This window comes from Streptomyces sp. NPDC045701, from assembly GCF_056432045.1.
In genome coordinates, this window is the sequence record NZ_JBWKJV010000037.1 from 21,040 (window position 1) to 46,172 (window position 25,133).

A 25,133-nucleotide genomic window follows, 5' to 3' on the forward strand; every position below is an offset into this window, starting at 1 on the left:
TACTGCTGGTCAGCCGGCGAGTCGCCGGGCCGCCTCGTCGAGACGGCTGACGACGGTGCCGTTGACGACCTCGTCGCCGACCCGCACCGAGATCCCGCCGAGGACCGTGGGGTCCACGTCCAGGTTCAGGTGCATCCGGCGGCCGTAGAGCTTGGCCAGCACATCGCCGAGGCGCTGCTTCTGCCGGTCGCTCAGCGGCACCGCCGAGGTGACGACCGCGACCATCCGGTCCCGGCGCGCCGCGGCGAGCTTGGACAGGGACTCGAGTCCCGCTTCCAGGCTACGTCCCCGGGGCTGGGTCACGAGACGCACGATCAGTCGCTCGGTGGCCGGGTCGGCCTTGCCGCCGAGCAGGCTGCGCAGCAGCTCGCTCTTGGCGGAGCCGGTGGCCGCCTTGTCGGTCAGCGCGGCCCGCAGCCCGGTGCTGGACGAGACGATCCGGCCGAACCGGAACAGCTCGTCCTCCACGCCGTCGAGCACGCCGGCCCGCTGCGCCGCGGTGAGGTCCGCGGTGTTCGCCAGCTCCTCGACGGAGTCGACGAGGTCACGCGAGGACGACCAGCGGGACCGCACCATGCCGGAGACCAGGTCGACGGCTTCCCCGCCCACCTGACCGCTCAGCAGTCGCGTGGCCAGCGCGGCCTTGGCCTCGCCGGCCTGCGCCGGGTCGGTCAGGACCCGACGCAGCGACACCTCGCGGTCGAGCAGCGCGGTAACGGCGGCCAGCTCACCGGCGAGCGTCGCCGCGTCGACCGACGTGTTGTCGGTCAGCGCGTCGAGGCGCTCGCGCGCGGCAGCCAGTGCCTCGCGGCTCGCTCCGTTCATCGGGCGGCCTCGGCCTTCTCCTCGAGCTCGTCGAGGAAGCGGTCGATGGTGCGGCTCTGGCGGGCGACGTCCTCGAGGGACTCGCCGACCAGCTTGCCGGCCAGGTCGGTGGCGAGCTTGCCCACGTCCTGGCGCAGCGCGGTCGCCGCGGCCTTGCGGTCGGCCTCGATCTGGGCGTGGCCGGCCGCGATGATCTCCTCGCGCTGGCGCTGGCCTTCCGCCTTCATCTCCTGGATGATCGCGGTGCCCTGCTCCTGCGCCTCCTGACGCAGCCGCGCGGCCTCGTGGCGGGCCTCGGCGAGCTGAGCCTTGTACTGCTCCAGCACACTCTGGGCCTCGATCTTGGCCGCCTCGGCCTCCTCGATACCGCCCTCGATCGCCTCGCGGCGCTGCTCCAGAACCTTGTTGATGTTCGGGAGGAGCTTCTTGGCGAGGAAGCCGAAGACGATGGCGAAGGCGATCAGGCCGATGACGAGCTCGTCGAGATGCGGGAGCAGAGGATTCTGAGGCTCCTCCGCCGCCGCAAGGAACAGAGCGTTCACATCAGTGCCTTCCGTGAAAGGGTTTGGGCTGTCGGTCCGGCTTACTTGTAGACGAAGCCCATGACGATGCCGATGAGGGCGAGCGCCTCACAGAAGGCGAAACCCATGATCTGGTTGGTACGGATCAGGCCGGCCGCCTCGGGCTGACGGGCGAGGGCCTGGGTGCCGTTACCGAAGATGATGCCGACGCCGACGCCGGGGCCGATCGCGGCCAGACCGTAGCCGATGGAGGCGACGTTTCCGTTGACAGCGGCGAGAGTCTCGAGAGCGGACATGCCGGTTCTTCCTTCTCTTTCAAGGACCCGGTGGGGGTTGGCCACCGGACGTCTGTTGGTAGGGGGTTGGGCTGGGCCGAGGCCCGCTCAGTGGTGCTCGGAGAGCGCGCCCTGGACGTAGCTGCTGGCCAGGAGCACGAAGACGTACGCCTGAACGGCCTGGATGAAGAGCTCGAAGGCCGTCATGATGATGACCATGACGAACGAGGCGCCGGCGTAGACGAAACCGAGGCCGTTCATCAGGTACCAGGTCGCCAGGGAGAACATGACGATCAGCAGGTGACCGGCGAACATGTTCGCGAAGAGTCGCACCGCGTGCGTGAACGGCCGGATGATCAGGTTCGAGAAGAACTCGAGCACCATGATCAACGGCAGGATCGCGCCGAGGGACTTGTCGTAGCCGAGGATGTTCTTCCAGCCGCCGACGAAGCCGTGCTTCTTGAAGGTCAGGCCGACCCACATCACGTAGACGATGGCGGCGAGACCGGCCGGGAAGGCGATCAGCGAGGTGACCGGGAACTGGGCGAGCGGAATGATCGACCAGAGGTTCATGATCCAGACGAAGAAGAACAGCGACACCATGAAGGGGACGTACTTCTCGCCGTCCTTCTTGCCGATGATCTCGTAGACGATGCCGCGGCGCACGAAGTCGTACCCGGCCTCACCGACCATCTGAAGCTTGCCCGGGACCAGCTTCGGCTTGGCGAAGGCGGCCCAGAAGAACGCGACGATCGCGATCGATCCGAGCAGGGCCAGCAGCATCGGCTTCGTGAACTCGAAGCCGCCGATGGTGGCGATGGGCTCGTACAGGAAGGTGTGGAGGCCCGGCGCCGGAAAGCCACATCCCTCGATGAAGAGGTGACAGCTCGGGTCGAAGGCAAGCGTCTGGTCAGCACTCACCGCGGGCTCCTTCAGCGTGGCGCATAGGTACGGCAACCTCGTTGTGTCGGCGCGGCACGCAGCCGCGGTTCGGCACTGGACTGGTCTTACGGATGGGGGGGCGGCGGTTCGGCGTCGAGCCTCGCGCTGGAACAGGCGTCAGCTCGGATGGCCGCGCCCGCAGTGCCGCAGTTGGCACCGGACGATAGCAGCAACGCGAACGAGCATTTATCCCGGCCCTACCCCTCACGTCGACTGCCCCGTCTTCTCGGACTTGGCGCCCTTGTCGGACGAGGGCTCGACGTAGAGGATCTTGGCCTTCATGTAGGCGCGGGCCTGCGCCGCGACCCAGACGACGGTCGTCGCGAGCAGGGTGAAGGCGAATGCCTTGAAGTCGAACAGCGTGGTGTTCTTGAGCAGGGCGAGGAAGATGAAGAGCAGCAGCAACTGGGCCGCGTAGAGCATCAGCCCCATGGCCTGGAAGAGCTGCGGCAGCGACTTCGCCGTCCGCTGGAGCACCACCAGGCCCACGCCCATGAAGAGGACGACCACGAGCGTCCCGACCACCGCGCCGATCGCCCCCTTGCCACCGGCGACCACACCGCTGACGACGGTCGCGATCGCGCCGACGGCAAGGGTGGGTACGGCGGTCTGCAGGAGGGTGCGGACGTCATTGGACGGCATGGCGGCATCTCCGCTTGCTGGTGGGGGCAGTGGTGTCGTCATGGACGAGCGTAAGCCCGGTCCGAGGCGTGCTCTCGGGGTCCGAGGAACCGTCGCACTACGGTCCTTCGACTCTGTCGCCGGGTCTCGTGAACGGTATCACAAACTATTTGATGAGGTCTTTACCCAGGGGTGTGCTGACTCTCACACATGAGAGTGACCCTGCGCGTGTGTGCAGGACAGCGGGATGGTTTGTCTGGTATGGCCCGATCCGGCACCGTCGTCAACCGCGCGTTCCGGCCTTCCGCCGGTCGTGGAGCTCGGGAAGGGCGCTGAGCGCGGTCGCGCCGTTGACCCCCGCCGGGACGGGGACCCGCTCCTGCGCCCCCTCCGCCTCGTCCGAGGGCGACGCCTCGGCCGCGGGCGCCGCCGGCTGTGTCCCGCGGCGGCGGTAGCGGGGCGGGACGAACGACTCGGCCCAGCGCGGGGCCCGCGGCGTGAACCGCGGCAGCAGCAGGAGCACCAGGCCGATGGCGCTCAGCGCCACGATGACCATCACGATCCACATCGAGGCCGAGTGCACCGAGTACGCCAGCGTCCCGAAGGCGATCAGCGCCGACCAGAAGTACATGATCAGCACGGCCCGGCTGTGCGAGTGGCCGATCTCCAGCAACCGGTGGTGCAGGTGCCCGCGGTCGGCGGCGAACGGCGACTGGCCGTTCCACGTCCGCCGCACGATCGCCAGCACCAGGTCGGCCACCGGGATCGCGATGATCGTCAGCGGCAGCAGCAGCGGGATGAAGACCGGGAGCGCGGCGTGCGTGGCCTCGCGGGTCGACCCCTCGAAGATCTTCAGCGCGTCCGGGTCGACCTGGCCGGTGATCGAGATGGCCGACGCCGCCAGCACCAGGCCGATCAGCATCGAACCGGAGTCGCCCATGAAGATGCGCGCCGGGTGCATGTTGTGCGGCAGGAAACCCAGGCACATGCCCATCAGGATCACCGCGAACAGTGTGGCCGGGGCGGCGGCCTCGATCGTGAAGCCGTACCAGATCCGGTACGCGTACAGGAAGAACGCGGCGGCGGCGATGCACACCATGCCGGCGGCCAGGCCGTCGAGGCCGTCGACGAAGTTCACGGCGTTGATGGTGATGACGACCAGGGCGACCGTCAGGAGGGTGCCCTGCCACTGCGTCAGCGCCACCGTGCCGATGCCCGGGATGGGCAGCCACAGGATCGTCAGACCCTGCATGACCATCACACCCGCGGCGATCATCTGGCCGCCGAGCTTGATCAGGGCGTCGATCTCGAACTTGTCGTCCAGGACGCCGATCAGCCAGATCAGGGCGGCGCCGGAGAGCAGCGCGCGCGGCTCGTTGGACAGCTCGAAGACGCTGTTGAGGTTCGGCAGGTGGTCCGCGACCAGCAGGCCCGCGCACAGCCCGAAGAACATGGCGATGCCGCCGAGCCTCGGTGTCGGTTCTCGGTGCACGTCGCGGGCGCGGATCTCCGGCATCGCTCCGGCCGCGATGGCGAACTTCCGCACCGGACCGGTGAGCAGATAGGTCACCGCGGCCGTGACACAGAGCGTCAGCAGGTAATCACGCACGGGCTGCCCCACAGGAATCGCTGGCCATCTCAGCCCCACACCCTAGCTCTGCCGTCCCCATGGTCGAGGACACGCGGGTGCCGTCGGCGGTTGCACAGGTGTCCTTCTACCCCCGATACGGTGGATATCGGTCGGCCAGTTCCCGCACCTCGGCACGGACCCTTCCGGCCGCGTCCGGATCCTCCCGCAGCGCCGCCGCGAACAGGTCCGCGATCCGCTCCATGTCCGCCGCGCCCATGCCCTGGGTCGTCACGGCGGCCGTGCCGAGCCGGATGCCGCGCCCGTCCCCGTACGGCAGCGCGCAGGTGTCCAGGACGATCCCGGCGGCCGCGAGACGGGCCCTGGCGGCCCGCCCGTCGACGCCCAGGGGCGCCGGGTCGGCGGTGATCAGGTGGGTGTCGGTGCCCCCGGTGGTGATGAGGAGTCCCGCACGGGCGAGCGCGGCGGCGAGGGCCCGCGCATTGGCCACCACCTGGCGGGTGTACGCCGCGAACTCCGGTGTCGCCGCCTCCCCGAAGGCCACCGCCTTGGCGGCGATCGTGTGCATCTGTGCGCCGCCCTGCGTGAACGGGAACACCGCCCGGTCGATGCGCTCGGCCAGTTCGCCGCCGCACAGGAGCATGCCGCCGCGCGGGCCGCGCAGCACCTTGTGCGTGGTCGCGCAGACGACGTCGGCGTACGGCACGGGGTTGGGCGCCGATCCGCCGGCCACGTCGGCGACGAGGCAGGCCCCGACCTCGTCGGCGATCTCGCGGAACTCGGCGTAGTCGATGTGCCGGGGGTACGAGATCGAGCCACACACGATCGCCTTCGGGCGGTGCTCGTGCGCCAGCACCCGGACCTGCTCGTAGTCGATGAGCCCGGACTCGGCGTCCACGCCGTACGGGACGAAGTCGAACCAGCGGCCGGAGAAGTTGGCCGGCGACCCGTGCGTGAGGTGCCCGCCGTGGGCCAGGCCCATCGCCAGCACCGTGTCCCCGGGCCGCAGCAGCGCCGCGTAGGCGGCGAGGACGGCCGAGGAGCCGGAGTGCGACTGGACGTTCGCGTGCTCGGCCCCGAACAGCTCGGTGGCCCGCCGGACGGCGATCCGCTCGGCGGTGTCCACGTACTCGCAGCCGCCGTGGTAGCGGGCGCCGGGATACCCCTCGGCGTACTTGTTGGCGAGCGGCGACCCCAGCGCGGCCAGCACGGCGGGCGAGACGAAGTTCTCGGCGGCGATCAGCTGGAGGCTGTCGGCCTGCCGCCGCACCTCCCCCACCAGTACGTCGGCGATCTCGGGGTCCTGCCGCCGCAGGACGTCGGCGTCCGCCCCGTGCGCGTTCGGCTCGCGCACAGCGGCGGCAGCAGCGGTGACCGGCATCAGTGGCTCCAGGCGTGGGCGGGCCCCGTCACACCCAATGTAGGCCCGCCCGCCGCTCCCCGCCGGGTGGGAACGCCCGTGAGGGGCACGCCGACGGGCGGGGGCGGTACGGGGCGGGTGAGGCAGGAGCGGGCGAGGGCGGCGGTACACCGCGGCGCACAGGGCTGAGGGGTCAGCACGGGGCCGGGTCAGCACGGCACGGGGCCGCGCGGGGGCGGGGAGGCTCGCCGGGGCCTTTCGGCGCCGGCCCTGGGTCACCGGCGCGTCGGGACGCCCGTCAGGGCCGTGACCACCGGGTCCAGCGCCTGCTGGATCTCGTCGCCGATGGAGCGGAAGAACGTGATGGGGGCGCCGTACGGGTCGTTGACCTCGTCCGCCTCCGCGCTGGGCGCCAGGAGCCAGCCGCGCAGGGCGGCCGCGGCGCGCACCAGGGCGCGGGCGCGTTCGACCATGCCGTCGCTGAGCGGGTCCGGCAGGGTGGCCGGATCTATCGCCCGGACCAGCCGGGTGAACTCCTTGAGGGTGAACGTCCGCAGGCCCGCCGAGTGGCCCATCGAGATGACCTGGGCGCGGTGGTCCCGGGTCGCCGTCAGCACCAGGTCGGCGCGGATGACGTGCTCGTCGAGCAGTTCGCGGCCCACGAAGCCGCTCGCGTCCGCGCCGAAGTCGGCGAGGACGATCTCGGCGTTCGCCTCCATGGGGGCGCCCTCGTGGCCCCAGGTGCCGGCGCTCTCCACGATCAGGCCGCCGCCCAGCGGGTCGCCCAGGCGGTCGCACAGGGCATGGCGGGTCAGCCGCTCGGTGATCGGCGAGCGGCAGACGTTGCCGGTGCTGACGTGGAGGATCCGGAACGACGTGTCCGTGCCTATGCCACGCCCCTCAGGGGCGGTCAATTGGCCACCTCGAGGTCGGGTACCACCTTGCGCAGCTCGTCGACGGACAGGGCGCCCGCCCGCAGCAGGACGGGGACCTTGCCGGTGACGTCGACGATCGACGACGGGACGATGCCCGGCGTCGGGCCGCCGTCGAGGTACACCGACACGGAGTCGCCGAGCATGCCCTGCGCGGCGTCGCAGTCCTCCGGCGCCGGGTGGCCGGTCAGGTTGGCCGAGGAGACGGCCATCGGGCCGACGTCGGTGAGCAGCTCGATGGCGACCGGGTGCAGCGGCATCCGGATCGCGACGGTGCCGCGGGTGTCGCCGAGGTCCCACTGGAGGGACGGCTGGTGCCGGGCGACCAGCGTCAGGGCACCGGGCCAGAAGGCGTCGACGAGCTCCCACGCCTGCTCGGAGAAGTCCGTGACCAGGCCGTGCAGGGTGTTCGGGGAGCCGATCAGGACGGGGGTGGGCATGTCGCGGCCCCGGCCCTTGGCCGCCAGCAGGTCCGCGACGGCCTCCGCGCCGAAGGCGTCGGCACCGATCCCGTACACGGTGTCGGTGGGCAGCACGACGAGCTCGCCGCGGCGGACGGCGGACGCGGCCTCACGCAGGCCGGTCGTGCGGTCGGTCGCGTCGTTGCAGTCGTATCGCCGTGCCATCAGCGGGCCTCCTCGTACACGTGCTCTGTCATGGGGTCGCCTTGCGCGCGGTCGCGAAGCGCGGGCGGTTGTTCAGGTCGGGGTGGTCGGCGGCGTCCGCCCAGCCGGCCTCCTCGTTGAAGATCCACGGCACCTGGCCGCCCTGCGTGTCGGCGTGCTCGACGACCACGAGGCCGCCGGGACGCAGCAGCCGGTGGGCGGTGCGCTCGATGCCCCGGATGGTGTCGAGACCGTCCTCGCCGGAGAAGAGCGCCATCTCCGGGTCGTGGTCGCGGGCCTCGGGCGCGACGTACTCCCACTCGGTGAGAGGGATGTACGGGGGGTTGGAGATGACCAGGTCGACCTGACCGTCGAGCTCCGGCAGGGCGGTCAGGGCGTCGCCCTGGTGGACGGTGACCCTGGACCCCTCGGCGTTCCTGCGGGTCCACACCAGGGCGTCCTCGGACAGCTCGACGGCGTGCACCCGGGAGCGCGGCACCTCCTGGGCCATGGCGAGCGCGATGGCGCCGGAGCCGGAGCACAGGTCGACGATCAGCGGCTCGACGACGTCCATCGCCCGTACGGCGTCTATGGCCCACCCGACGACCGACTCGGTCTCGGGGCGCGGCACGAAGACGCCGGGTCCCACCTGAAGCTCCAGGTAGCGGAAGAACGCCCGCCCGGTGATGTGCTGGAGCGGCTCGCGGGCCTCGCGGCGGGCGACGGTCTCCCAGTAGCGGGCGTCGAAGTCGGCGTCCTTGACGTTGTGCAGCTCGCCCCGCTTGACGCCGTGCACGAACGCGGCGAGCTCCTCCGCGTCGAAGCGCGGGGACGGCACGCCGGCGTCGGCCAGCCGCTGGGTGGCCTGGGCCACCTCGGCAAGCAGCACACTGCGGGGGCTTGGGGGTCGCCCCCCAAAATGTTGCTGCACGCTGGTCCTCCGAGCTGAGCGGGTGTGCGGGTGTGACGGGTGCCGGTTACTGGGCGGCGGCGAGCTTCGCGGCGGAGTCGGCGTCGACACACGCCTGGATCACCGCGTCGAGCTCACCGTCGAGCACCTGGTCCAAGTTGTACGCCTTGAAGCCGACCCGGTGGTCCGAGATCCGGTTCTCCGGGAAGTTGTACGTGCGGATCTTCTCGGACCGGTCGACGGTGCGCACCTGGCTGCGGCGCGCGTCGGCGGCGTTCTTCTCGGCCTCCTCCTGCGCGGCGGCCAGCAGCCGGGAGCGCAGGATGCGCATGGCCTGCTCCTTGTTCTGGAGCTGGCTCTTCTCGTTCTGGCAGGAGGCGACGATGCCGGTCGGCAGGTGGGTGATGCGTACGGCGGAGTCGGTCGTGTTGACGGACTGGCCGCCGGGCCCGGAGGACCGGTAGACGTCGATGCGCAGGTCGTTGGCGTGGATCTCGACGTCGATCTCCTCGGCCTCGGGCGTCACCAGGACACCGGCGGCGGAGGTGTGGATACGGCCCTGCGACTCGGTGGCGGGCACGCGCTGCACGCGGTGCACCCCGCCCTCGTACTTCAGGCGCGCCCAGACGCCCTGGCCGGGCTCGGTCGCGCCGTTGCCGCCCTTGGTCTTCACGGCGACCTGGACGTCCTTGTAGCCGCCGAGCTCGGACTCGGTGGCGTCGATGATCTCGGTCTTCCAGCCGACGCGCTCGGCGTACCGCAGGTACATGCGCAGCAGGTCACCGGCGAACAGGGCGGACTCGTCGCCGCCCGCGCCCGCCTTGATCTCCAGGATGACGTCCTTGTCGTCGCTGGGGTCGCGCGGGACGAGCAGCAGCCGCAGCTTGTCGGTCAGCTCCTCGCGCTGCTTCTCCAGCTCCTTGACCTCGGCGGTGAAGTCGGGGTCGATCGCGGCGTACTCGCGGGCCGTCTCGATGTCCTCGCCGGTCTGCTTCCAGGAGCGGTACGTGCCGACGATCGGGGTCAGCTCGGCGTAGCGCTTGTTGAGCTTGCGGGCGTTGGCCTGGTCGGCGTGGACCGAAGGGTCGGCAAGCTTCTTCTCGAGATCGGCGTGCTCGCCGATCAGTTCCTCGACCGCCTCGAACATCGGGGGCTCCTGGTTTTCGCGAAAGGGCTGCTGTGGAAGACGGCAAAGCGCCGGTCCCGGCCACCCCGACGCGCGGGGCGGCCGGAGACCGGCGCAGTGGCTCGCTACTTGGAGGAGCCGGCAGCCTTCTTGCCGAAGCGGGCCTCGAAGCGGGCCACACGGCCACCGGTGTCGAGGATCTTCTGCTTGCCCGTGTAGAACGGGTGGCACTCGGAGCAGACCTCGGCGCGGATGTTGCCGGCCTGGATCGTGCTGCGGGTGGTGAACGACGCGCCACAGGTGCAGCTGACCTGCGTCTCGACGTACTCGGGGTGGATGTCGCGCTTCAAGGTGTCTCCTAGTTTCGGGAGGGCGCCGGGTCGCCCGCGCGGGATGCGCGTGCGTGAACCGGGGCCGACGTACCAGTCTGCCAGGACCGGCCGTATCTCCCAAAACCGGGGTGTGGCCGGATCTATTCCGGGCCCCCGAGGACCTACCGCACGACCCCGTCCGCCCGGCCCTCGGCGGTGTCCTTGGTGGCGGACGCGGGGATCGGCAGGTCGGCCTTGAGGGCCGTCCACACCTGCTGGGACTGGGCCGGGAGCGGTATCACGCGGTTGAGGTCGGCCGGGTCGTACCGCACCGGCAGCGTGATCATGGCGACGTCGTCCGCGCCGAGCTGGTCGAGGCCGCCGGCGAAGTCGGCGAGCTCCTTGACGGAGTCCAGCTCGGAGTCGGGTCTGACGGCCTTGGTGGCGGTGTCGGCGAGGCTCCACAGCTTCTTCGGGCTGGTGAACACGCCGACGCTCCTGGCCTGCTCGATGAACGCCTTCATGAACGCCTGCTGGAGCTGTATGCGGCCCAGGTCGCTGCCGTCGCCGACACCCTTGCGGGTGCGGACGAGCCCGAGGGCCTGCTCGCCGCTGAGGGTGTGGGGGCCGGCGGCCAGGTCGAGGTGGCTGCTCGTGTCCTTGATCGGCTCGGTGGTGGTGATCCTCACGCCGCCGAGTTCGTCGATCAGCTTCTTGAAGCCGGTGAAGTCGACCTCGATGTAGTGGTCCATGCGGATGCCGGACATCTTCTCGACGGTCTTCACCGCGCAGGCCGGGCCGCCGACCTCGTACGCGGTGTTGAACATGGCCGTGCGCTGCCCGGGGACGGCCGCGCCGGCCCGGTCGGCGCAGTCGGGGCGCTCGACGATCGTGTCGCGCGGTACGGAGACGACGCTCGCCTTCCTGTGGCCCTCGTACACGTGCAGGATCATCGCGGTGTCGGAGCGGGCGGCGCCCTCGTCCCGGCCGTACGCGCCGTTGGCGCCGGCCCGGGTGTCGGAGCCCAGGACCAGGATGTCCAGCGAGCCGTTGTCGACGTTCCGCGGACGGTCGTCGTCGCGCAGCTGGGCGTTGATGTCGACGCTGTCGATGTTGCCGTTGAGCGTGACGTACACGTAGCCGAGTCCGCACCCGCCGGCCAGGACCAGCCCGGCGGCGGACCACGCGGCGACGGTGACCGCCCGGCGGCCCTTGCCGCGCTCGGTGCGGCGGCGTCCGGTGGCGCGTATTCGGCTGCTCCTGCTGCCCTGCTCGGCCATGTTCTCCTCAGTCCTCGCTGGTTCCGCTACCCCCAGCGGTGGTGATCAGGCGCGCTCCGGCCTGTCAGACGGGGAAGCGGTCCAAAGGGTTGCACGGCCGGCTGAGCGGGGCCCCGGGCACGCACTGTGCCCACCGCGCGGCTGCGCGGTGGGCACAGATCAGGTCTCACCTGCGGTTTCCTCAGGGCCGGGGCGCCGGGGCGGCTCGCGTTCGAACCGTCCCGGACGTGGCGAACATCGCATGTTCCCCGGCCCGCCGTGGGGCGTCGGTCAGCCGAACAGGTTGTACGCCTGCCAGCCGGTGCCGAAGGCCACTCGGGTGTTGAAGCCGCCGTTGCCCTTGCCCGGGTAGAGCCAGAGCTTGCCGGCCGTGTCGCGGGCGAGGACGTCGGCGACGCCGTCGCTGTTGACGTCGCCGGTGGTGACGAGGGCGTTCATCGAGCCGAAGGCCGCGACGAGAACGGGCGCGGACCACGGCTTGGAGGCGACGCCGGTGCCCTTGTAGAGGTAGGTCTTGCCGTCCGAGGCGCGGGCGAAGATGTCGGCCTTGCCGTCGTTGGTGAAGTCACCGTGACCGCGGACCATCGTGTACTTGCCCCAGCCGGTGCCGACGGTGACGGGGGTGTTGAAGCCGCCGTTGCCACGGCCCGGGTAGACGCGCATGGTGCCGGCGGAGTCGACCGCGACCAGGTCGGGGAGCTCGTCACCGGTGACGTCACCGGGGGCGACGACCGCCTTGTGCTTGCCCCAGCCCTTGGCGACGAGCTTGGACTGCCACTCGCCGAGCGCCGGGACCCAGTGGTCCCAGTACACGTCGCCGTTGTAGCGGTTCAGCATGTCCTCGTTGTCGTCACGGTCGAGGTCCGTCTGGAGCGCCAGGGTGTAGCCGCCGAAGTACCCCATGTCGTAGGTACGGCTCAGCGAGGTGACCTTCGAGTTCCAGCCGAACAGCTTGGAGTCCGAGGTGCGGCGGGACAGCAGGTCGGCCGCGTGGTCGTTGTTCCAGTTGGCGTCGTCGACGCGGGCCTGGAGCGGCGCGGAGTACGTGGAGACCTTCGCGTACACGCCGTACTTGCCGGCGGCGGAGCAGTTCTCGTCGCCCCACGACACGATGCCGACGAGCCGGCCGCTGACGACGAGCGGACCACCGGAGTCACCGTTGCAGGTGGTCTCGCTGGTCTCGTCGCTGCCGGTCGGCGCGGCACCCGCGCAGAGCATGTGGCCCCTGATGAAGCCGTCCGGGTAGGCGGCGGCGCAGTTGGTGTCCGAGACGATGTCGGCGTCGGCGACCTTCAGCGTGGGCGAGCCGCTGTTGGGCTCGGTGGAGCTGGTGCGGCCCCAGCCGTAGACCTTGCCGTCCAGGCCCGCCTGGTAGAGCGCGCCGTCCGTCGGCTGCGCGAGCGGCAGCGGCTTGGCGGTGGTGGGCGAGGTCAGCGTGAGGACGGCCACGTCCCCGTCGAGCGTGTACGGGCTGTACGACGGGTGGTTCCACTGGCGGTAGGCGCCGAAGACGGTACCGCCGTGGAAGTCCCAGCTGCCGTCGGCGTTCTCGGTGGGCACCTTGTCGGTGCCGGTGATGACCGCGCCGTCCTCGTACCACTTGATGCCCTTGACGCAGTGCGCCGCGGTGGCGACCTTCGTCGGGGCGATCACCACGCCGCCGCAGAAGTAGCCCGCGCCGGTGCTGTCGCTGAAGTGGAGCTGCGCCATCCAAGGCGCGGCCGAGACGGTGGTCTGCGAGCCGCCGATGATGCGCGCGCTGGGTGCGCTGTCGGTGCCGCTGTCGGACGCCGCGGCGTCGGGCTGCTCGACCAGGGATCGCTCGCTGGTGGCGTCGCCCTTCATCGCCTTGATGGTGCGCTGGCGGAGCTCCTGCTTCGAGGGCGCGGCGGGCTTCTGCGTGTCCATGCTGATCCGCGGCGCCTCGTCGGCCTTGGCGGAATCCGAGCCGGTGACCGCGATGCCCGCTCCCACGAGGGCGACGACCGCGGCCGCGGCCGGCAGCGCCAGTGTCATACGGCGCCGGTGACGGCCGCCGCGCGTGCGTATCTGCACTAGGTAAACCCCTTGGGTCGACCCGGCGCAGCGCGACCGCCGCGCCGGAAGAAATCCATGACGGTGGCGGGGTTCGGCTGTACGCGGGCAGTGAGCCGGAAAACCCCCCCTGGCCTCGGCTCTGACTGCGCGGCGAGATCCCCCCACGTCGATGCGACGATGCTACGCCTGTCAAGTACTGGTTGACCAGCGGCAGGTGAGAAATTCGTGAAAGCGGGACCGCCCCGTCACCGGAGTGACGGGGCGGTCCGTTATGTCCTGCTGATACGACGTCAGTCGTTGCCGTTGCCGGACGACGGGGTCGTCTTCTGGATCTGGAGCAGGAACTCGGCGTTCGACTTCGTCTGCTTCATCTTGTCGAGCAGCAGCTCGATCGCCTGCTGCTGGTCGAGCGCGTGCAGCACCCGGCGCAGCTTCCAGACGATGGCGAGCTCGTCGCTGCCCAGCAGGATCTCCTCCTTGCGGGTGCCGGACGCGTCGACGTCCACCGCCGGGAAGATGCGCTTGTCGGCGAGCTTCCGGTCGAGCTTGAGCTCCATGTTGCCGGTGCCCTTGAACTCCTCGAAGATCACCTCGTCCATGCGCGAGCCGGTGTCGACCAGCGCGGTGGCCAGGATGGTCAGCGAGCCGCCGTCCTCGATGTTGCGCGCGGCACCGAAGAAGCGCTTCGGCGGGTAGAGCGCGGTCGAGTCGACACCACCGGACAGGATGCGGCCGGAGGCGGGCGCCGCGAGGTTGTACGCACGGCCCAGGCGGGTGATGGAGTCCAGCAGGACGACCACGTCGTGCCCCAGCTCGACGAGGCGCTTTGCGCGCTCGATGGCCAGTTCGGCGACGGTGGTGTGGTCCTCGGCGGGACGGTCGAAGGTCGAGGAGATGACCTCGCCCTTGACCGACCGCTGCATGTCGGTGACCTCTTCCGGACGCTCGTCGACAAGGACGACCATCAGGTGGCACTCGGGGTTGTTCGTGGTGATCGCGTTGGCGACCGCCTGCATGATCATGGTCTTGCCGGTCTTCGGCGGGGCCACGATCAGGCCTCGCTGGCCCTTGCCGATCGGCGACACGAGGTCGATGATCCGCGTGGTCAGCACACCCGGGTCGGTCTCCAGACGGAGGCGGTCCTGCGGGTAGAGCGGGGTCAGCTTGTTGAACTCGGGACGGCCCCGGCCGGAGTCGGCGGCCATGCCGTTGGCCGAGTCCAGACGGACCAGCGCGTTGAACTTCTCACGGCGCTCGCCCTCCTTCGGCTGACGTACGGCACCGGTGATGTGGTCGCCCTTGCGCAGGCCGTTCTTGCGGACCTGGGCGAGGGAGACGTACACGTCGTTCGGGCCCGGCAGGTAGCCGGACGTCCGGATGAACGCGTAGTTGTCGAGGATGTCCAGGATGCCCGCGACGGGGATCAGGACGTCGTCCTCGGAGACCTGCGGCTCGGGGCTCGCGAACTCGTCGCGGCCACGGCGGCCACGGCGGTCGCGGTAGCGGCCGCGGCGCCCGCGGCGGCCGCCCGCCTCGTCGTCGTAGTCGTCCTGCGGACCGGCCGGGGCGCCCTGCTGGCCGCCCTGGCGCTGCTGGCGCTGGCCGCCCTGCTGGTCGTCGCCCTTGCCACCGCGGTCCCGCTGGCGGTCGCGCTGACGCTCGCGGCGGTCACCGCGGTCACCACGGTCGCCGCGGTCGCGCTGGCGGTCGCGGCGGTTGCCCTCGGCGGTGTCGGCGGACGCCTCGCCCTTGGCCTCCTGCTGCCCGTCGGCCCTGGTGTCGGTCCTGGCCTCCGTACGGACGTCCGTGCGGACCTCGGTGCGCACGTCGCCCTCGGGGCTGCCGGCGGGGGCGCTCGCACGGCGGCGGCGGCGCTCGCCCGCGGGCTGGTCGTCGCCGGGGGCGCCTCCCTGCTCCGGCGAGGCCGAGAGCTTGGGGGACGGCTGACCGGGAATCTCGATCTGCTGCTGCGCCACGGCCTTGTCGGCCTTCTCGGTGGCCTTCTCGGCCTTGGCGGCGGTCTTGTCGACGGCCTTGGCGGCGTCCTCGCCCGTACGGGCCTTGGAGGTCGCGCGGCGCTTCGGCTTCGTCTCGGCGGCACCGGCCGCGTCGGCGGCCTTGGGCGCGGAGGCGCCGCCTCCGGCCTGCGTCTCCTTGATGACCTCGATCAGCTGGCTCTTGCGCATCCGCGCGGTGCCCCTGATGCCGAGGCCTGACGCGACCTGCTGCAGCTCGGCCAGGACCATGCCCTCGAGGCCGGTGCCGGAGCGGCGGCGCCGTGACGTGGTGCCAGTGGCAGCACCTGCGGCGGGCGCGGCGGTGTCGACACTGTTGTCGGCAGTCACGCCCATCAGATCGGTGGTGTCGCTCACGAAGGGTCCTTCCCTGGAGCGGACGTCGGCCTTCTGGCTCGGCGACCGGTTGTGCTGTCCGACAGCGGTCCTTGATCGGTGGACCGAGTCGGGGCGGTGGTCCCGCCGGGTACGGCGGAGAAGAAAAAACGTGCTGGGTTCCGGCCCGAGGCCCCCTGCTCGGCCCGCTCCTGGGAAAAGCGAGGGGTGTCGCGCCGGTTCCGGAGCGTGCTCGAAACTGCTCAGGCAGGCTGCTCTGGCAGTGGAGGAGGCTCCCGGAAGAATGGTGGTCCCGGATGGGGACACTCAGCACCGCGCCACAAAGACGTCGGGTGCAGATTCGAGGTTAACACTACCGGCTCCAACAAACATTCCCCCTCTCCAACACCGGCAACCGTGTACTACGGGGCGAGCGGCAGGACGCTCGCGCCCGATACGTCGAGGGCCAGCCTGTTGGCCGCCCAGCCCTCGCCCGCCAGCCGCGCGACCTTCTCCGCCGCGCCGTCGTCGGCCAGCGCGAGCACCGTGGGGCCCGCGCCGGAGATGACCGCGGGGACGCCGTCCGCGCGCAGTCGGTTCACCAGGGCGATGCTCTCCGGCATCGCGGGGGCCCGGTACTCCTGGTGCAGCCGGTCCTCGGTGGCTGCGAGCAGCAGCTCGGGGCGCCTGGTCAGGGCCTCGACGAGCAGTGCGGCGCGGCCGGCGTTGACCGCGGCGTCCACATGGGGGACGGTGCGCGGCAGCAGGCCGCGGGCGGTCTCGGTGAGGACCGGCTTACCGGGGACGAAAACCACCGGAACGACGGAATCGGCGGGATCCATTCTGATCGCCCGGGCGGCGCCGCCCTCGGTCCAGGCGAGGGTGAAGCCGCCGAGCAGGCAGGCGGCCACGTTGTCCGGGTGGCCCTCGATCTCGGTGGCCAGTTCCAGCAGCGCCGCGTCGTCGAGCCGGGCGTCGCCGCCTATGGTCACCGCGCGGGCGGCGACGATGCCGGCGCAGATGGCGGCCGACGAGGAGCCCAGGCCCCGCCCGTGCGGGATGCGGTTGGCGCAGACGACCTCCAGGCCGCGCGGCTGGCCGCCGAGCAGGTCGAACGCCGTGCGCAGGGAGCGTACGAGCAGATGGCTCTCGTCGCGCGGGAGGTTGTCGGCGCCCTCTCCGGCGATGTCGATGTGCAGCCCGGAGTCGGCGACCCGGACGACCACGTCGTCGTACAGCCCCAGCGACAGGCCGAGGGCGTCGAAGCCCGGGCCGAGGTTGGCGCTGGTGGCGGGAACGCGCACCCGGACGGCGGCGGCGCGGAACGCTGGACCGGCCATCTCTCGATGACTCTCCTTGGATCTGACGACGTGGTTGTCGCTGGTTTCGAGGTTCGGGGTTCTGCGAGGGGTACGAAGACCCGTGGGCCGCAGCGGCATCAACGGCAACAGCACCGCGGCATATGCGGCGGGGCGGGTTCGGTACAGCCTATCGAAGGAAGGTTCCGCGGCGACATAGGGCGCACAGGAGGCGCACGATGCGTGTCGCGAGCCTGGCCGTGCTTCCGCGTGGGGCGCTGTGCGGGTTGCGGTTTTCGGCCAGACTTCGTGGGTGCGGGGCGGCCGGTGCCCGGCCGGGGCCGGTCGGGACCCGAGAGGGCCCCGGCCGGTCCCGGCCGTCGCTCAGACCAGGCCGAGCCGCTCCGCGGCGGTGGCCGCGTCGACCGGCACGGTGACCGGCTGGGGCGCTCCGGCGACCGCCCAGTCCGGGTCCTTCAGACCGTTTCCGGTCACGGTGCAGACGATCGTCTGCCCCGGGTCCACCTTGCCCTGCTCGGCCGCCTTCAGCAGGCCGGCCACGGACGCCGCGGACGCCGGCTCGACGAAGACGCCCTCCTGGGAGGCCAACAGGCGGTAGGCGCGCAGGATCTCACGGTCCGTCACCTCGTCGATGGACCCGCCCGACTCGTCCCGCGCGGCCAGGGCGTAGTTCCAGGACGCCGGGTTGCCGATGCGGATCGCGGTGGCGATGGTCGACGGGTCCTTGACGACCTCGCCGCGCACGATCGGCGCGGAGCCGGAGGCCTGGAAGCCCCACATGCGCGGCCTGCGGGTGGAGACCCCGTCCGCCGCGTACTCCGTATAGCCCTTCCAGTACGCGGTGATGTTGCCGGCGTTGCCGACGGGCAGGACGTGGATGTCGGGGGCGTCGCCCAGCATGTCCACGATCTCGAACGCGGCGGTCTTCTGGCCCTCGATACGGACCGGGTTGACCGAATTGACCAGCGCCACCGGGTAGTTGTCCGACAGCGCGCGGGCCAGCGTCAGGCAGTCGTCGAAGTTGCCGTCGACCTGGAGGATCTTGGCCCCGTGGACCAGGGCCTGACCCATCTTGCCGAGCGCGATCTTGCCCTGCGGGACGAGGACGGCGGACACCATGCCGGCCCGGACGGCGTACGCGGCCGCCGAGGCGGAGGTGTTGCCGGTGGAGGCGCAGATGACGGCCTGCGCGCCCTCCTCCTTGGCCCGGGTGATGGCCATGGTCATGCCGCGGTCCTTGAAGGAGCCGGTGGGGTTGGCACCCTCGACCTTCAGGTGGACCTCGCACCCCGTGCGCTCGGAGAGCACCTGCGCGGGCACGAGCGGCGTGCCACCCTCACGGAGCGTGACGACCGGCGTCGTGTCGGTGACCGGCAGCCGGTCGCGGTACTCCTCGATGATTCCGCGCCACTGGTGAGTCATTGCTGGTTACTCTCCTTCGACCCGCATGATGCTGGCGACACCGCGCACGGTGTCGAGCTTGCGCAGCGCCTCGACGGTCCCGGACAGGGCGGCGTCGGGCGCGCGGTGGGTGACGACGACGAGGGACGCCTCGCCGTCCTTGCCCTGCTGGCGCACCGTATCGATGGATACGCCGTGCTCGGCGAAGACCGTCGCCACCTGGGCGAGGACGCCCGGCTTGTCGGCCACGTCGAGGCTGATGTGGTACCGCGTCACCACGTCGCCCATGGGGCTGACGGGGAGCTGGGTGTACGCGGACTCGCCGGGGCCCGTCGCGTCGTTGAGACGGTTGCGGCACACGGCGACCAGGTCGCCGAGGACGGCGGACGCGGTCGGCGAACCGCCGGCACCGGGCCCGTAGAACATCAGCTGCCCCGCGGCGTCCGCCTCGACGAACACGGCGTTGTACGCGCCGCGCACCGAGGCGAGCGGGTGGCTGAGCGGGATCATCGCGGGGTGCACGCGCGCGGTGACGGACCCGCCGTCGGCCGCCCGCTCGCAGATGGCGAGCAGCTTGATGGTGCAGCCCATGCGCTTGGCGGAGGCGAAGTCGGCGGCGGTGACCTCCGTCATGCCCTCGCGGTACACGTCGTCCAGGCGCACGCGCGTGTGGAAGGCGATGCCGGCGAGGATCGCGGCCTTGGCGGCGGCGTCGAAACCCTCGACGTCGGCGGTCGGGTCGGCCTCGGCGTACCCGAGTGCGGTGGCCTCGTCGAGCGCCTCCGAGTATCCGGCGCCCGAGGTGTCCATCTTGTCGAGGATGAAGTTGGTGGTCCCGTTGACGATGCCCAGCACCCGGTTGACCTTGTCGCCGGCGAGGGACTCGCGCAGCGGGCGGATCAGCGGGATGGCGCCGGCGACGGCCGCCTCGTAGTACAGGTCCTGGCCGTGCCGCTCGGCGGCGGCGTACAGGCTCTGGCCTTCCTGGGCGAGGAGCGCCTTGTTCGCGGAGACGACCGACGCCCCGTGCTCGAACGCGGTGGTGATCAGCGTGCGGGCGGGCTCGATGCCCCCGATGACCTCGACGACGACGTCGATGTCCCCCCGTTTGACCAGGGCGGTCGCGTCGGTGGTGATGAGCTCCTGCGGGATGCCCTCACGCACCTTGGAGGGCCGGCGGACGGCGACACCGGCGAGCTCGACCGGCGCGCCGATGCGCGCGGCGAGGTCGTCGGCGTGCGTCGTCATGATGCGCGCCACCTCTGAGCCGACCACTCCACAGCCCAGCAGCGCCACCTTCAGCGGACGCGTACGCATCATCCGACCTCACTTCTCATACTTCTACGGTGTGGACAGTCTCACTCACCGGACGGAAGTTTCTCCCTTCCGTCCGGATTATGAGACATCTATTTCATCAGCCGACATCGAGACGCAGAAGATCTTCCTCTGTCTCGCGCCGGACGATCACGCGCGCCTCACCGTCGCGGACGGCGACGACGGGCGGGCGCAGTGCGTGGTTGTAGTTGCTGGCCATGGAGCGGCAGTAGGCGCCGGTCGCGGGTACGGCGATGAGGTCGCCCGGCGCGAGGTCGGCCGGCAGGAACGCGTCCTTGACCACGATGTCGCCGCTCTCGCAGTGCTTGCCGACGACCCGGCTGAGCATCGGCTCGGCGTCGCTGGTCCGCGACACCAGGGCGACGGAGTACTCGGCGTCGTACAGGGCGGTGCGGATGTTGTCCGACATGCCGCCGTCGACGCTGACGTACGTCCGCAGCCCGGCGAGCGGCTTGACCGTACCCACCTCGTACAGCGTGAACGCCGTCGGACCGACGATGGCGCGCCCGGGCTCGACGGAGATGCGCGGCGTGCGCAGCCCCGCGGCCTCGCACTCCCTCGTCACGATGCCGCTCAGCGCCTTGGCGATCTCGTGCGGCTCGCGCGGGTCGTCGTCGGAGGTGTACGCGATGCCCAGGCCGCCGCCGAGGTCGATCTCGGGCAGCTCGACGCCGTGCTCGTCGCGGACCTGCTTCAGCAGCCCGACCACCCGGTGGGCGGCCACCTCGAAACCGGAGGTGTCGAAGATCTGCGAACCGATGTGGGAGTGGATGCCGATGAGCTCCAGCCCGTCCAGCTTCAGCGCCCGCCGCACGGCCTCCGCGGCCTCCCCGCCGGCCAGCGCGATGCCGAACTTCTGGTCCTCGTGGGCGGTGGCGATGAACTCGTGCGTGTGGGCCTCCACGCCCACCGTCACCCGGATCTGCACCTTCTGCCGCTTGCCCAGCGACTGGGCGATGTGCGCGACGCGCGCGATCTCCTGGAAGGAGTCGAGCACGATCCGCCCGACGCCGGACTCCACCGCCCGCTCGATCTCGTGGGGGCTCTTGTTGTTGCCGTGGAAGGCGATCCGCTCGGGCGGCATCCCGGCGTCGAGCGCCGTCGTCAGCTCACCGCCCGAACACACGTCGAGGTTGAGGCCCTCCTCCTTCAGCCAGCGCACGACGGCGCGGGACAGGAACGCCTTGCCGGCGTAGAACACGTCCGCGTCCTCGCCGAACGCCTCGGCCCAGGCGCGGCAGCGGGCGCGGAAGTCGGCCTCGTCGAGGAAGTAGGCGGGGGTGCCGAACTCCTCGGCGAGCGCGGTGGCGGTCAGGCCGCCGACGGTGAGGACCCCGTCCTCGTTCCGGGTGACGGTCCGGGACCAGACCTTCTCGTCCAGGCGGTTGAGGTCCGCCGGCGGGGCGGAGTAGTGGCCCTCGGGCAGGACATCGGCGTGACGGGGCCCGGCGGGGTGTGCGGAACGGCTCATTTCTCTCTCACAGGTAGTCAGGGGCGCTGATGCCGAGCAGGGCCAGGCCGCCGGCCAGCACCGTCCCGGCGGCTTCGGCGAGGGCGAGCCGGGAGCGGTGGGCGGCCGAGGGTTTCTCGTCACCGAGGGGGAGCACGGTGTGCTGGAACCCCAGGAACGCGTCGGCGGTGGCCTCCAGCTGCCGGGCGACCCGGTCGGGGGCGCGGTGGCGGGCGGCGGCTTCGAGGACGGCGGGGTGATCGCCGAGGGCGGTGAGGAGGCGCGGCGCGTCGACGTCCTCGTCGTACGCGGGCGCGATGCCGAGCTGGGCCCCGTTGCGGAGCAGGGCACGCGCGCGTGCGTGGGCGTACCGCACGGTGAACAGCGGGTTGGCCTCGCTCTGGACGAGCAGCCCCTCGGGGGCGAGGACCCGGTCGTGCGCGGCGGGCCGCAGCAGCGCCCAGCGGGCGGCGTCGGTGCCGAGGGCGGCCAGGTCGTAGCCGGCGGGGAGGGGGACGGGGCGGAGGGTGACGGTTTCGGGGGCGTGGTCGGCGCTACGGGGGGCGTCGGGGTCGTGGGGGCGGGCGCTTCGGGGGGCGGGGTCGGTGCCGGGGCCGTGGGGGCGGGCGCTTCGGGGGGCCGGGTCGGTGCCGGGGCGTGCGTCATCGAGTACGTCGGCGCCCTGCGCGCGCAGGAGGACGCGTACCACCTCCGCGAGCACGGTGGCCCGTACGTCGCCGGGGTGCGCCAGCCGGTAGGCGCGGCCCCGCAGGGCGTCGCCGTGCCCGTAGCGCTCGCGCCGGTCGAGGACCTCGCGCACCAGGGCGCTCCGGCTCCGGTCGGCCAGGGTGATGTTGAGGAACCCGGGCCCGGTGATGTCGACGCGCTCGATGCCGTCGGCCTCCGCGATCCTGGGCCGCAGCACCTCGGCGACGCCCAGCGGGGCCATCCCGGCCTCGCGGGCCAGCTGGAGTGCGGCGTTGGTGGCCCAGTCCCCGCTGCCCCCGGGCCGGGGCCGTTCGATCCTGACCCGCTCGGGCACCCGGGTCGGCGCCCGCAGCGCGCCTTCGCCGACCGCGCGGCGCACGGCGTGCAGCACGGTGAGGGAGAGGTCCGCGGGGGTCACGGGTCCAGCGTATGGGAGGACACCCTCCCGGGCGGAACCGGTTTCGCGATGCGGTCACCCGGTATGCCGCTGGGGCGTGCGGCGGCGGGCCTCGGTTGACCGCGAACGGCTGCCGGCTCGTCCGCCCGGCCGGTCAGCTCCAGGCGCTCCCGGCATGCCCGGCGCCGCTCCGGCCGTCGATGGGCGGCGGGTCGTCCCGGTGCCTGAGCTGCCGCACGAGCCGCACGAGCTCGGCCGGCTCGAAGGGCTTGGCCAGGAACGCGTCCACCCCGGCGGCGAGCCCGCTCTCCACCTCGTACTGCGTGCACGCGCTGACGATCACCACGGGCAGGTGTCTGGTCCGCGGATCCTCCCGCAACCGCTCGGCGGTCCGGAGCCCGTCGAGGCGGGGCATGACGACGTCGAGGGTCACCACATCGGGGCGGACGTCATGGACGACTTCCAGACACTCGGCACCATCGGCCGCGGTCACGACCTCGAAGCCCTCCAGCTCGAGATTGACCCTGATCAGCTGCCGGATGACCCTGTTGTCGTCCACGACGAGCACCCGGCCGGACGCGCCTGACACAACTCGAGAGTAGGTCGAGCCGCTGCCCTGCGTCCGGGTTTTCCCCACTTCCACCCCACACGGGCGACCCGACCCTCCCGGCCAACCCCTAAATACCTGTTCACAGGCACCGCCCGGGAGCTGGTAGTGTTCTACCCGTCGCCGCGAGCAACACCACCGCGGCGGACACGCCCCCGTAGCTCAGGGGATAGAGCAACGGCCTCCGGAGCCGTGTGCGCAGGTTCGAATCCTGCCGGGGGCACCCTTTGTGAGGTGCCTAAAGACCCCGTCACCAGCGGAAACGCTGAGGCCGGGGTCTTCGCGTATGTGCAGGCGTGTGCGGCCCAGAGCGGGCGTATGTCGGGGTCCGTGGACGAGGCGTGGACGGGATCTTGGGACATCTCCGCAGGTGGGTCTAAGAGAAGGCGACGCTCGCGCTAACGCCAGACCCAGGTACATGTCGTCGCGCCACCGGGGCTACCAACGGCGCCCGTGAGTGCTGCCAGCACCCAGGGGTTCTCTTATGGATCTAGACGAACGACGAGGCCGGAGTCAGAGACGGGCTGACCTGCGTCGTACCGTCCCATCCAATCGTTGGTCCGGTCGTCCCGTCGACTGACGCGTATTGGGTGTACCTGAGCCGCGAATACCGTTCACAGAGTCATGGCGAGCAGGCCGAGGAAGAGGGGCTTGTCGATGGGCACCGCTACTATCCGGGATGCCTCACGGGACGACGAGTGGAGTCAGGGGATGGGCGACGTGAACGAATCAGCGGTCAAGCGGAAGTTGGGTATCCCGAACTGGCGGAACCTGTCCAAGGACAAGGTGCTCAAGTTCGCGGCAGCGATGCCCGAGATGGCCACCGAGGCGCGGCTCAAGCTCATCGAGCAGTTCCCTGCATTCAAGGACCTGGGCAAGGCCAACATCGATGCAGTCGCAGAGGCCCACAGGTCCACTCTTGCAGCCAACCAGTCAGAACCACTTCTACAAGGCTGCACAGGACCAGCGGGACGCCCTGCAGGCCGACCTCGCTCGGGACGACCTAAGCGAGGCACAGCGGGAGTCCCTCCACGACCGCCTCGAACGAAACGTGGGGCGGGTATTCGAGAAGGACAGCGAGAGCAAGCAGTTCCAGGGGGCGGGGATGAAGCTGGTAGCAGCCACCGGTGTAGCCGCCCTCGCGCTGAGCGTGGCGTTCGTCGGCGGCAGAGTCGCTGGAGTGAGCGAGGACGGTTCCGAGGAATCCCAGTAGGGCTGTTATCGGCCCGTTACGAAACGAAGCATTGGCTCGGGTAGGGCCGGAACGAGGGAGGCCCCAGGCGGCATGCCTGGGGCCTCGGTGTCGGTGCAGGTTGTCTCACTGTTTCACAGTGACAGTAGGAGAGGTGAGCTATCCCGTCACACCGGCCAGGCATCAGCGACCACGAAGGAGACGACCGTTCCGCCGAGGTGGCTGGGCCCGGAGCGCCAGGAATCCGCGATGGAGTCGACCAGGAGCAGCCCCCGTCCGTGAGCGTCGTTCGCCTCCGGACGCCTCAGCCGCACGTTCGCTGGGAAGCCCGGGTTGTGCACGTCGACGCGGAGCGAGGTTCCCTCGCGGTACCACTCGACCCGCACCAACCACGGGTCATCCGACTTCCCGTAGCAGATGGCGTTGGTCACCAGTTCCGAGATCATCAGCGTGCAGTCGTCGATCGAGCAGGCCGGGTTGTACGGCGCGAGGAACTTCCGGAACCAGCGCCGCGCACGAGACACGGACTCAGGCTCCGGATGCAAGGTCATCGCTCCGAGCCGCGGCGAGTCCTCACAGGGGTGGCGGTCGATCGTGTAGGCCATGCGTGCTCACTCCTTGCCGCTGCCGTCGCAGTCGAGGCAGCGCCGCTTCGACGTGGCACGGTCGCGGTCGTTGGCCGTGGAGAACGCCAGCGCCGTTCGGGAGCCGACGCGCTTCCATCCACGCCCCCGACACCCCCGGCAAGCTAACCGCGCGCCCTCTACCGGCCGCCGACTCGTCACGTCGTGCCCCCTTCTCCTCAAGTGGCCTTAGCCACTTTCTGGATAGTGGCATTAGCCACTTGCGAAGTGCAAGCGGTTCGTCGGAACTGGCGAGTCGTCGTCAGGTGAGCGGGTAGCCCTGCTCGAACGCCCAGCGGTGCGGCGGGTAGGTGGCTTCGGCGAACTCCAGGGGACGGTCCTGGACTCCGTTGCCCAATTCGCTGTGACGGGTGTGCCGGTTCCGGCATGATCGCTCCTGTGGCCGCTTCCTTGTCGTGCGGCCGGTTGGGGGTGGTG

General features: G+C 70.8%; 23 protein-coding genes, 1 tRNA gene and 1 pseudogene. 2 read left to right on the forward strand and 23 right to left on the reverse strand.

The genetic code is table 11. The features are described from left to right. Positions 1–9: 9 nt before the first annotated feature. The 21 genes from AC07DW_RS27380 to AC07DW_RS27480 form a co-directional block, all read right to left on the reverse strand. Positions 10–825: a F0F1 ATP synthase subunit delta gene (locus AC07DW_RS27380; RefSeq protein ID WP_478860352.1), complete on the reverse strand. Its 816-nt coding sequence runs from the start codon at positions 823–825 to the stop codon at positions 10–12. Beyond that, on the reverse strand, positions 822–1,367 hold the full coding sequence (locus AC07DW_RS27385; RefSeq protein ID WP_064071834.1) for a F0F1 ATP synthase subunit B: 546 nt from the start codon (positions 1,365–1,367) through the stop codon (positions 822–824). Before AC07DW_RS27385 ends, AC07DW_RS27380 begins: the two co-directional genes overlap by 4 nt. Before the next feature lie 41 nt (positions 1,368–1,408). Beyond that, the gene (gene atpE / locus AC07DW_RS27390) at positions 1,409–1,642 is read right to left on the reverse strand and encodes an ATP synthase F0 subunit C (protein WP_010474382.1); all 234 of its coding nucleotides are present in this window, start codon (positions 1,640–1,642) and stop codon (positions 1,409–1,411) included. 87 nt (positions 1,643–1,729) lie between these two features. Continuing rightward, the gene (gene atpB, locus AC07DW_RS27395; RefSeq protein ID WP_478860353.1) at positions 1,730–2,542 is read right to left on the reverse strand and encodes a F0F1 ATP synthase subunit A; all 813 of its coding nucleotides are present in this window, start codon (positions 2,540–2,542) and stop codon (positions 1,730–1,732) included. A gap of 225 nt (positions 2,543–2,767) precedes the next feature. Continuing rightward, positions 2,768–3,205, reverse strand: coding sequence for a hypothetical protein (locus tag AC07DW_RS27400; protein WP_478860354.1), 438 nt, complete (start codon positions 3,203–3,205; stop codon positions 2,768–2,770). A gap of 262 nt (positions 3,206–3,467) precedes the next feature. Further along, positions 3,468–4,793 (reverse strand): MraY family glycosyltransferase, encoded by a 1,326-nt coding sequence (locus tag AC07DW_RS27405; RefSeq protein WP_478860355.1) that lies wholly within the window; start codon positions 4,791–4,793, stop codon positions 3,468–3,470. A gap of 106 nt (positions 4,794–4,899) precedes the next feature. Continuing rightward, positions 4,900–6,153 (reverse strand): serine hydroxymethyltransferase, encoded by a 1,254-nt coding sequence (locus tag AC07DW_RS27410; RefSeq protein ID WP_478860356.1) that lies wholly within the window; start codon positions 6,151–6,153, stop codon positions 4,900–4,902. 254 nt (positions 6,154–6,407) lie between these two features. Further along, positions 6,408–7,046: an arsenate reductase/protein-tyrosine-phosphatase family protein gene (locus AC07DW_RS27415; RefSeq protein ID WP_478860357.1), complete on the reverse strand. Its 639-nt coding sequence runs from the start codon at positions 7,044–7,046 to the stop codon at positions 6,408–6,410. After that, complete coding sequence (locus tag AC07DW_RS27420; protein WP_478860358.1) at positions 7,043–7,690, reverse strand: L-threonylcarbamoyladenylate synthase; 648 nt, start codon at positions 7,688–7,690, stop codon at positions 7,043–7,045. The genes AC07DW_RS27415 and AC07DW_RS27420 overlap by 4 nt, the downstream gene beginning before the upstream one ends. Before the next feature lie 28 nt (positions 7,691–7,718). Continuing rightward, positions 7,719–8,600, reverse strand: a complete 882-nt coding sequence (prmC, locus tag AC07DW_RS27425; RefSeq protein WP_478860359.1) for a peptide chain release factor N(5)-glutamine methyltransferase — start codon at positions 8,598–8,600, stop codon at positions 7,719–7,721. A gap of 46 nt (positions 8,601–8,646) precedes the next feature. Continuing rightward, on the reverse strand, positions 8,647–9,726 hold the full coding sequence (gene prfA / locus AC07DW_RS27430; RefSeq protein ID WP_478860360.1) for a peptide chain release factor 1: 1,080 nt from the start codon (positions 9,724–9,726) through the stop codon (positions 8,647–8,649). 104 nt (positions 9,727–9,830) lie between these two features. Next, the gene (rpmE, locus tag AC07DW_RS27435; RefSeq protein ID WP_478860361.1) at positions 9,831–10,055 is read right to left on the reverse strand and encodes a 50S ribosomal protein L31; all 225 of its coding nucleotides are present in this window, start codon (positions 10,053–10,055) and stop codon (positions 9,831–9,833) included. Between the two features lie 143 nt (positions 10,056–10,198). Then, positions 10,199–11,296 carry an LCP family protein gene (locus AC07DW_RS27440; RefSeq protein WP_478860362.1) on the reverse strand — a complete coding sequence of 366 codons (1,098 nt, stop codon included), beginning with the start codon at positions 11,294–11,296 and terminating at the stop codon, positions 10,199–10,201. Positions 11,297–11,566: 270 nt separating this feature from the next. Beyond that, positions 11,567–13,312, reverse strand: coding sequence for a trypsin-like serine protease (locus AC07DW_RS27445; protein ID WP_478860363.1), 1,746 nt, complete (start codon positions 13,310–13,312; stop codon positions 11,567–11,569). A gap of 311 nt (positions 13,313–13,623) precedes the next feature. Then, on the reverse strand, positions 13,624–15,705 hold the full coding sequence (gene rho, locus AC07DW_RS27450; protein ID WP_478860364.1) for a transcription termination factor Rho: 2,082 nt from the start codon (positions 15,703–15,705) through the stop codon (positions 13,624–13,626). A gap of 380 nt (positions 15,706–16,085) precedes the next feature. Further along, the gene (gene thrB, locus AC07DW_RS27455; protein ID WP_478860365.1) at positions 16,086–17,003 is read right to left on the reverse strand and encodes a homoserine kinase; all 918 of its coding nucleotides are present in this window, start codon (positions 17,001–17,003) and stop codon (positions 16,086–16,088) included. A gap of 342 nt (positions 17,004–17,345) precedes the next feature. Then, a complete protein-coding gene (gene thrC, locus AC07DW_RS27460) occupies positions 17,346–18,404 on the reverse strand; it encodes a threonine synthase (protein ID WP_478860366.1) in 1,059 nt (352 codons plus the stop codon). A gap of 6 nt (positions 18,405–18,410) precedes the next feature. Next, positions 18,411–19,703: a homoserine dehydrogenase gene (locus AC07DW_RS27465; RefSeq protein ID WP_478860367.1), complete on the reverse strand. Its 1,293-nt coding sequence runs from the start codon at positions 19,701–19,703 to the stop codon at positions 18,411–18,413. A gap of 94 nt (positions 19,704–19,797) precedes the next feature. Beyond that, positions 19,798–21,189 carry a diaminopimelate decarboxylase gene (gene lysA / locus AC07DW_RS27470; RefSeq protein WP_478860368.1) on the reverse strand — a complete coding sequence of 464 codons (1,392 nt, stop codon included), beginning with the start codon at positions 21,187–21,189 and terminating at the stop codon, positions 19,798–19,800. A gap of 7 nt (positions 21,190–21,196) precedes the next feature. Then, positions 21,197–22,294, reverse strand: a complete 1,098-nt coding sequence (nrtL, locus tag AC07DW_RS27475) for an ArgS-related anticodon-binding protein NrtL (protein ID WP_478860369.1) — start codon at positions 22,292–22,294, stop codon at positions 21,197–21,199. Positions 22,295–22,427: 133 nt separating this feature from the next. Then, entirely contained in the window at positions 22,428–22,916 is a 489-nt protein-coding gene (locus tag AC07DW_RS27480) for a response regulator (RefSeq protein ID WP_478860370.1), read from the reverse strand. Positions 22,917–23,031: 115 nt separating this feature from the next. On the opposite strand from AC07DW_RS27480, the gene AC07DW_RS27485 reads away from it, so the two are divergent. Both AC07DW_RS27485 and AC07DW_RS27490 read left to right on the forward strand, forming a co-directional pair. Then, positions 23,032–23,103 (forward strand) — tRNA-Arg (locus AC07DW_RS27485). Between the two features lie 696 nt (positions 23,104–23,799). Continuing rightward, positions 23,800–24,093 carry a hypothetical protein gene (locus AC07DW_RS27490; protein ID WP_478860371.1) on the forward strand — a complete coding sequence of 98 codons (294 nt, stop codon included), beginning with the start codon at positions 23,800–23,802 and terminating at the stop codon, positions 24,091–24,093. Between the two features lie 146 nt (positions 24,094–24,239). Here AC07DW_RS27490 and AC07DW_RS27495 read toward each other — a convergent pair whose 3' ends face one another. After that, a complete protein-coding gene (locus tag AC07DW_RS27495; protein ID WP_478860372.1) occupies positions 24,240–24,677 on the reverse strand; it encodes an ATP-binding protein in 438 nt (145 codons plus the stop codon). Between the two features lie 280 nt (positions 24,678–24,957). Continuing rightward, positions 24,958–25,041, reverse strand: a pseudogene (locus AC07DW_RS27500) (GntR family transcriptional regulator); the annotation flags it as partial. Positions 25,042–25,133 lie beyond the last annotated feature (92 nt).

Excerpts from the sequence above, each read along its gene's own strand:
- lysA (WP_478860368.1), bottom strand. The coding sequence starts at position 21,189 with ATGAGCCGTTCCGCACACCCCGCCGGGCCCCGTCACGCCGATGTCCTG.
- atpE (WP_010474382.1), bottom strand. The coding sequence starts at position 1,642 with ATGTCCGCTCTCGAGACTCTCGCCGCTGTCAACGGAAACGTCGCCTCC.
- AC07DW_RS27440 (WP_478860362.1), bottom strand. The coding sequence starts at position 11,296 with ATGGCCGAGCAGGGCAGCAGGAGCAGCCGAATACGCGCCACCGGACGC.
- AC07DW_RS27495 (WP_478860372.1), bottom strand. The coding sequence starts at position 24,677 with ATGGCCTACACGATCGACCGCCACCCCTGTGAGGACTCGCCGCGGCTC.
- AC07DW_RS27400 (WP_478860354.1), bottom strand. The coding sequence starts at position 3,205 with ATGCCGTCCAATGACGTCCGCACCCTCCTGCAGACCGCCGTACCCACC.
- AC07DW_RS27410 (WP_478860356.1), bottom strand. The coding sequence starts at position 6,153 with ATGCCGGTCACCGCTGCTGCCGCCGCTGTGCGCGAGCCGAACGCGCAC.
- AC07DW_RS27420 (WP_478860358.1), bottom strand. The coding sequence starts at position 7,690 with ATGGCACGGCGATACGACTGCAACGACGCGACCGACCGCACGACCGGC.
- thrB (WP_478860365.1), bottom strand. The coding sequence starts at position 17,003 with ATGGCCGGTCCAGCGTTCCGCGCCGCCGCCGTCCGGGTGCGCGTTCCC.
- AC07DW_RS27380 (WP_478860352.1), bottom strand. The coding sequence starts at position 825 with ATGAACGGAGCGAGCCGCGAGGCACTGGCTGCCGCGCGCGAGCGCCTC.
- AC07DW_RS27445 (WP_478860363.1), bottom strand. The coding sequence starts at position 13,312 with ATGACACTGGCGCTGCCGGCCGCGGCCGCGGTCGTCGCCCTCGTGGGA.
- prfA (WP_478860360.1), bottom strand. The coding sequence starts at position 9,726 with ATGTTCGAGGCGGTCGAGGAACTGATCGGCGAGCACGCCGATCTCGAG.
- AC07DW_RS27465 (WP_478860367.1), bottom strand. The coding sequence starts at position 19,703 with ATGATGCGTACGCGTCCGCTGAAGGTGGCGCTGCTGGGCTGTGGAGTG.
- thrC (WP_478860366.1), bottom strand. The coding sequence starts at position 18,404 with ATGACTCACCAGTGGCGCGGAATCATCGAGGAGTACCGCGACCGGCTG.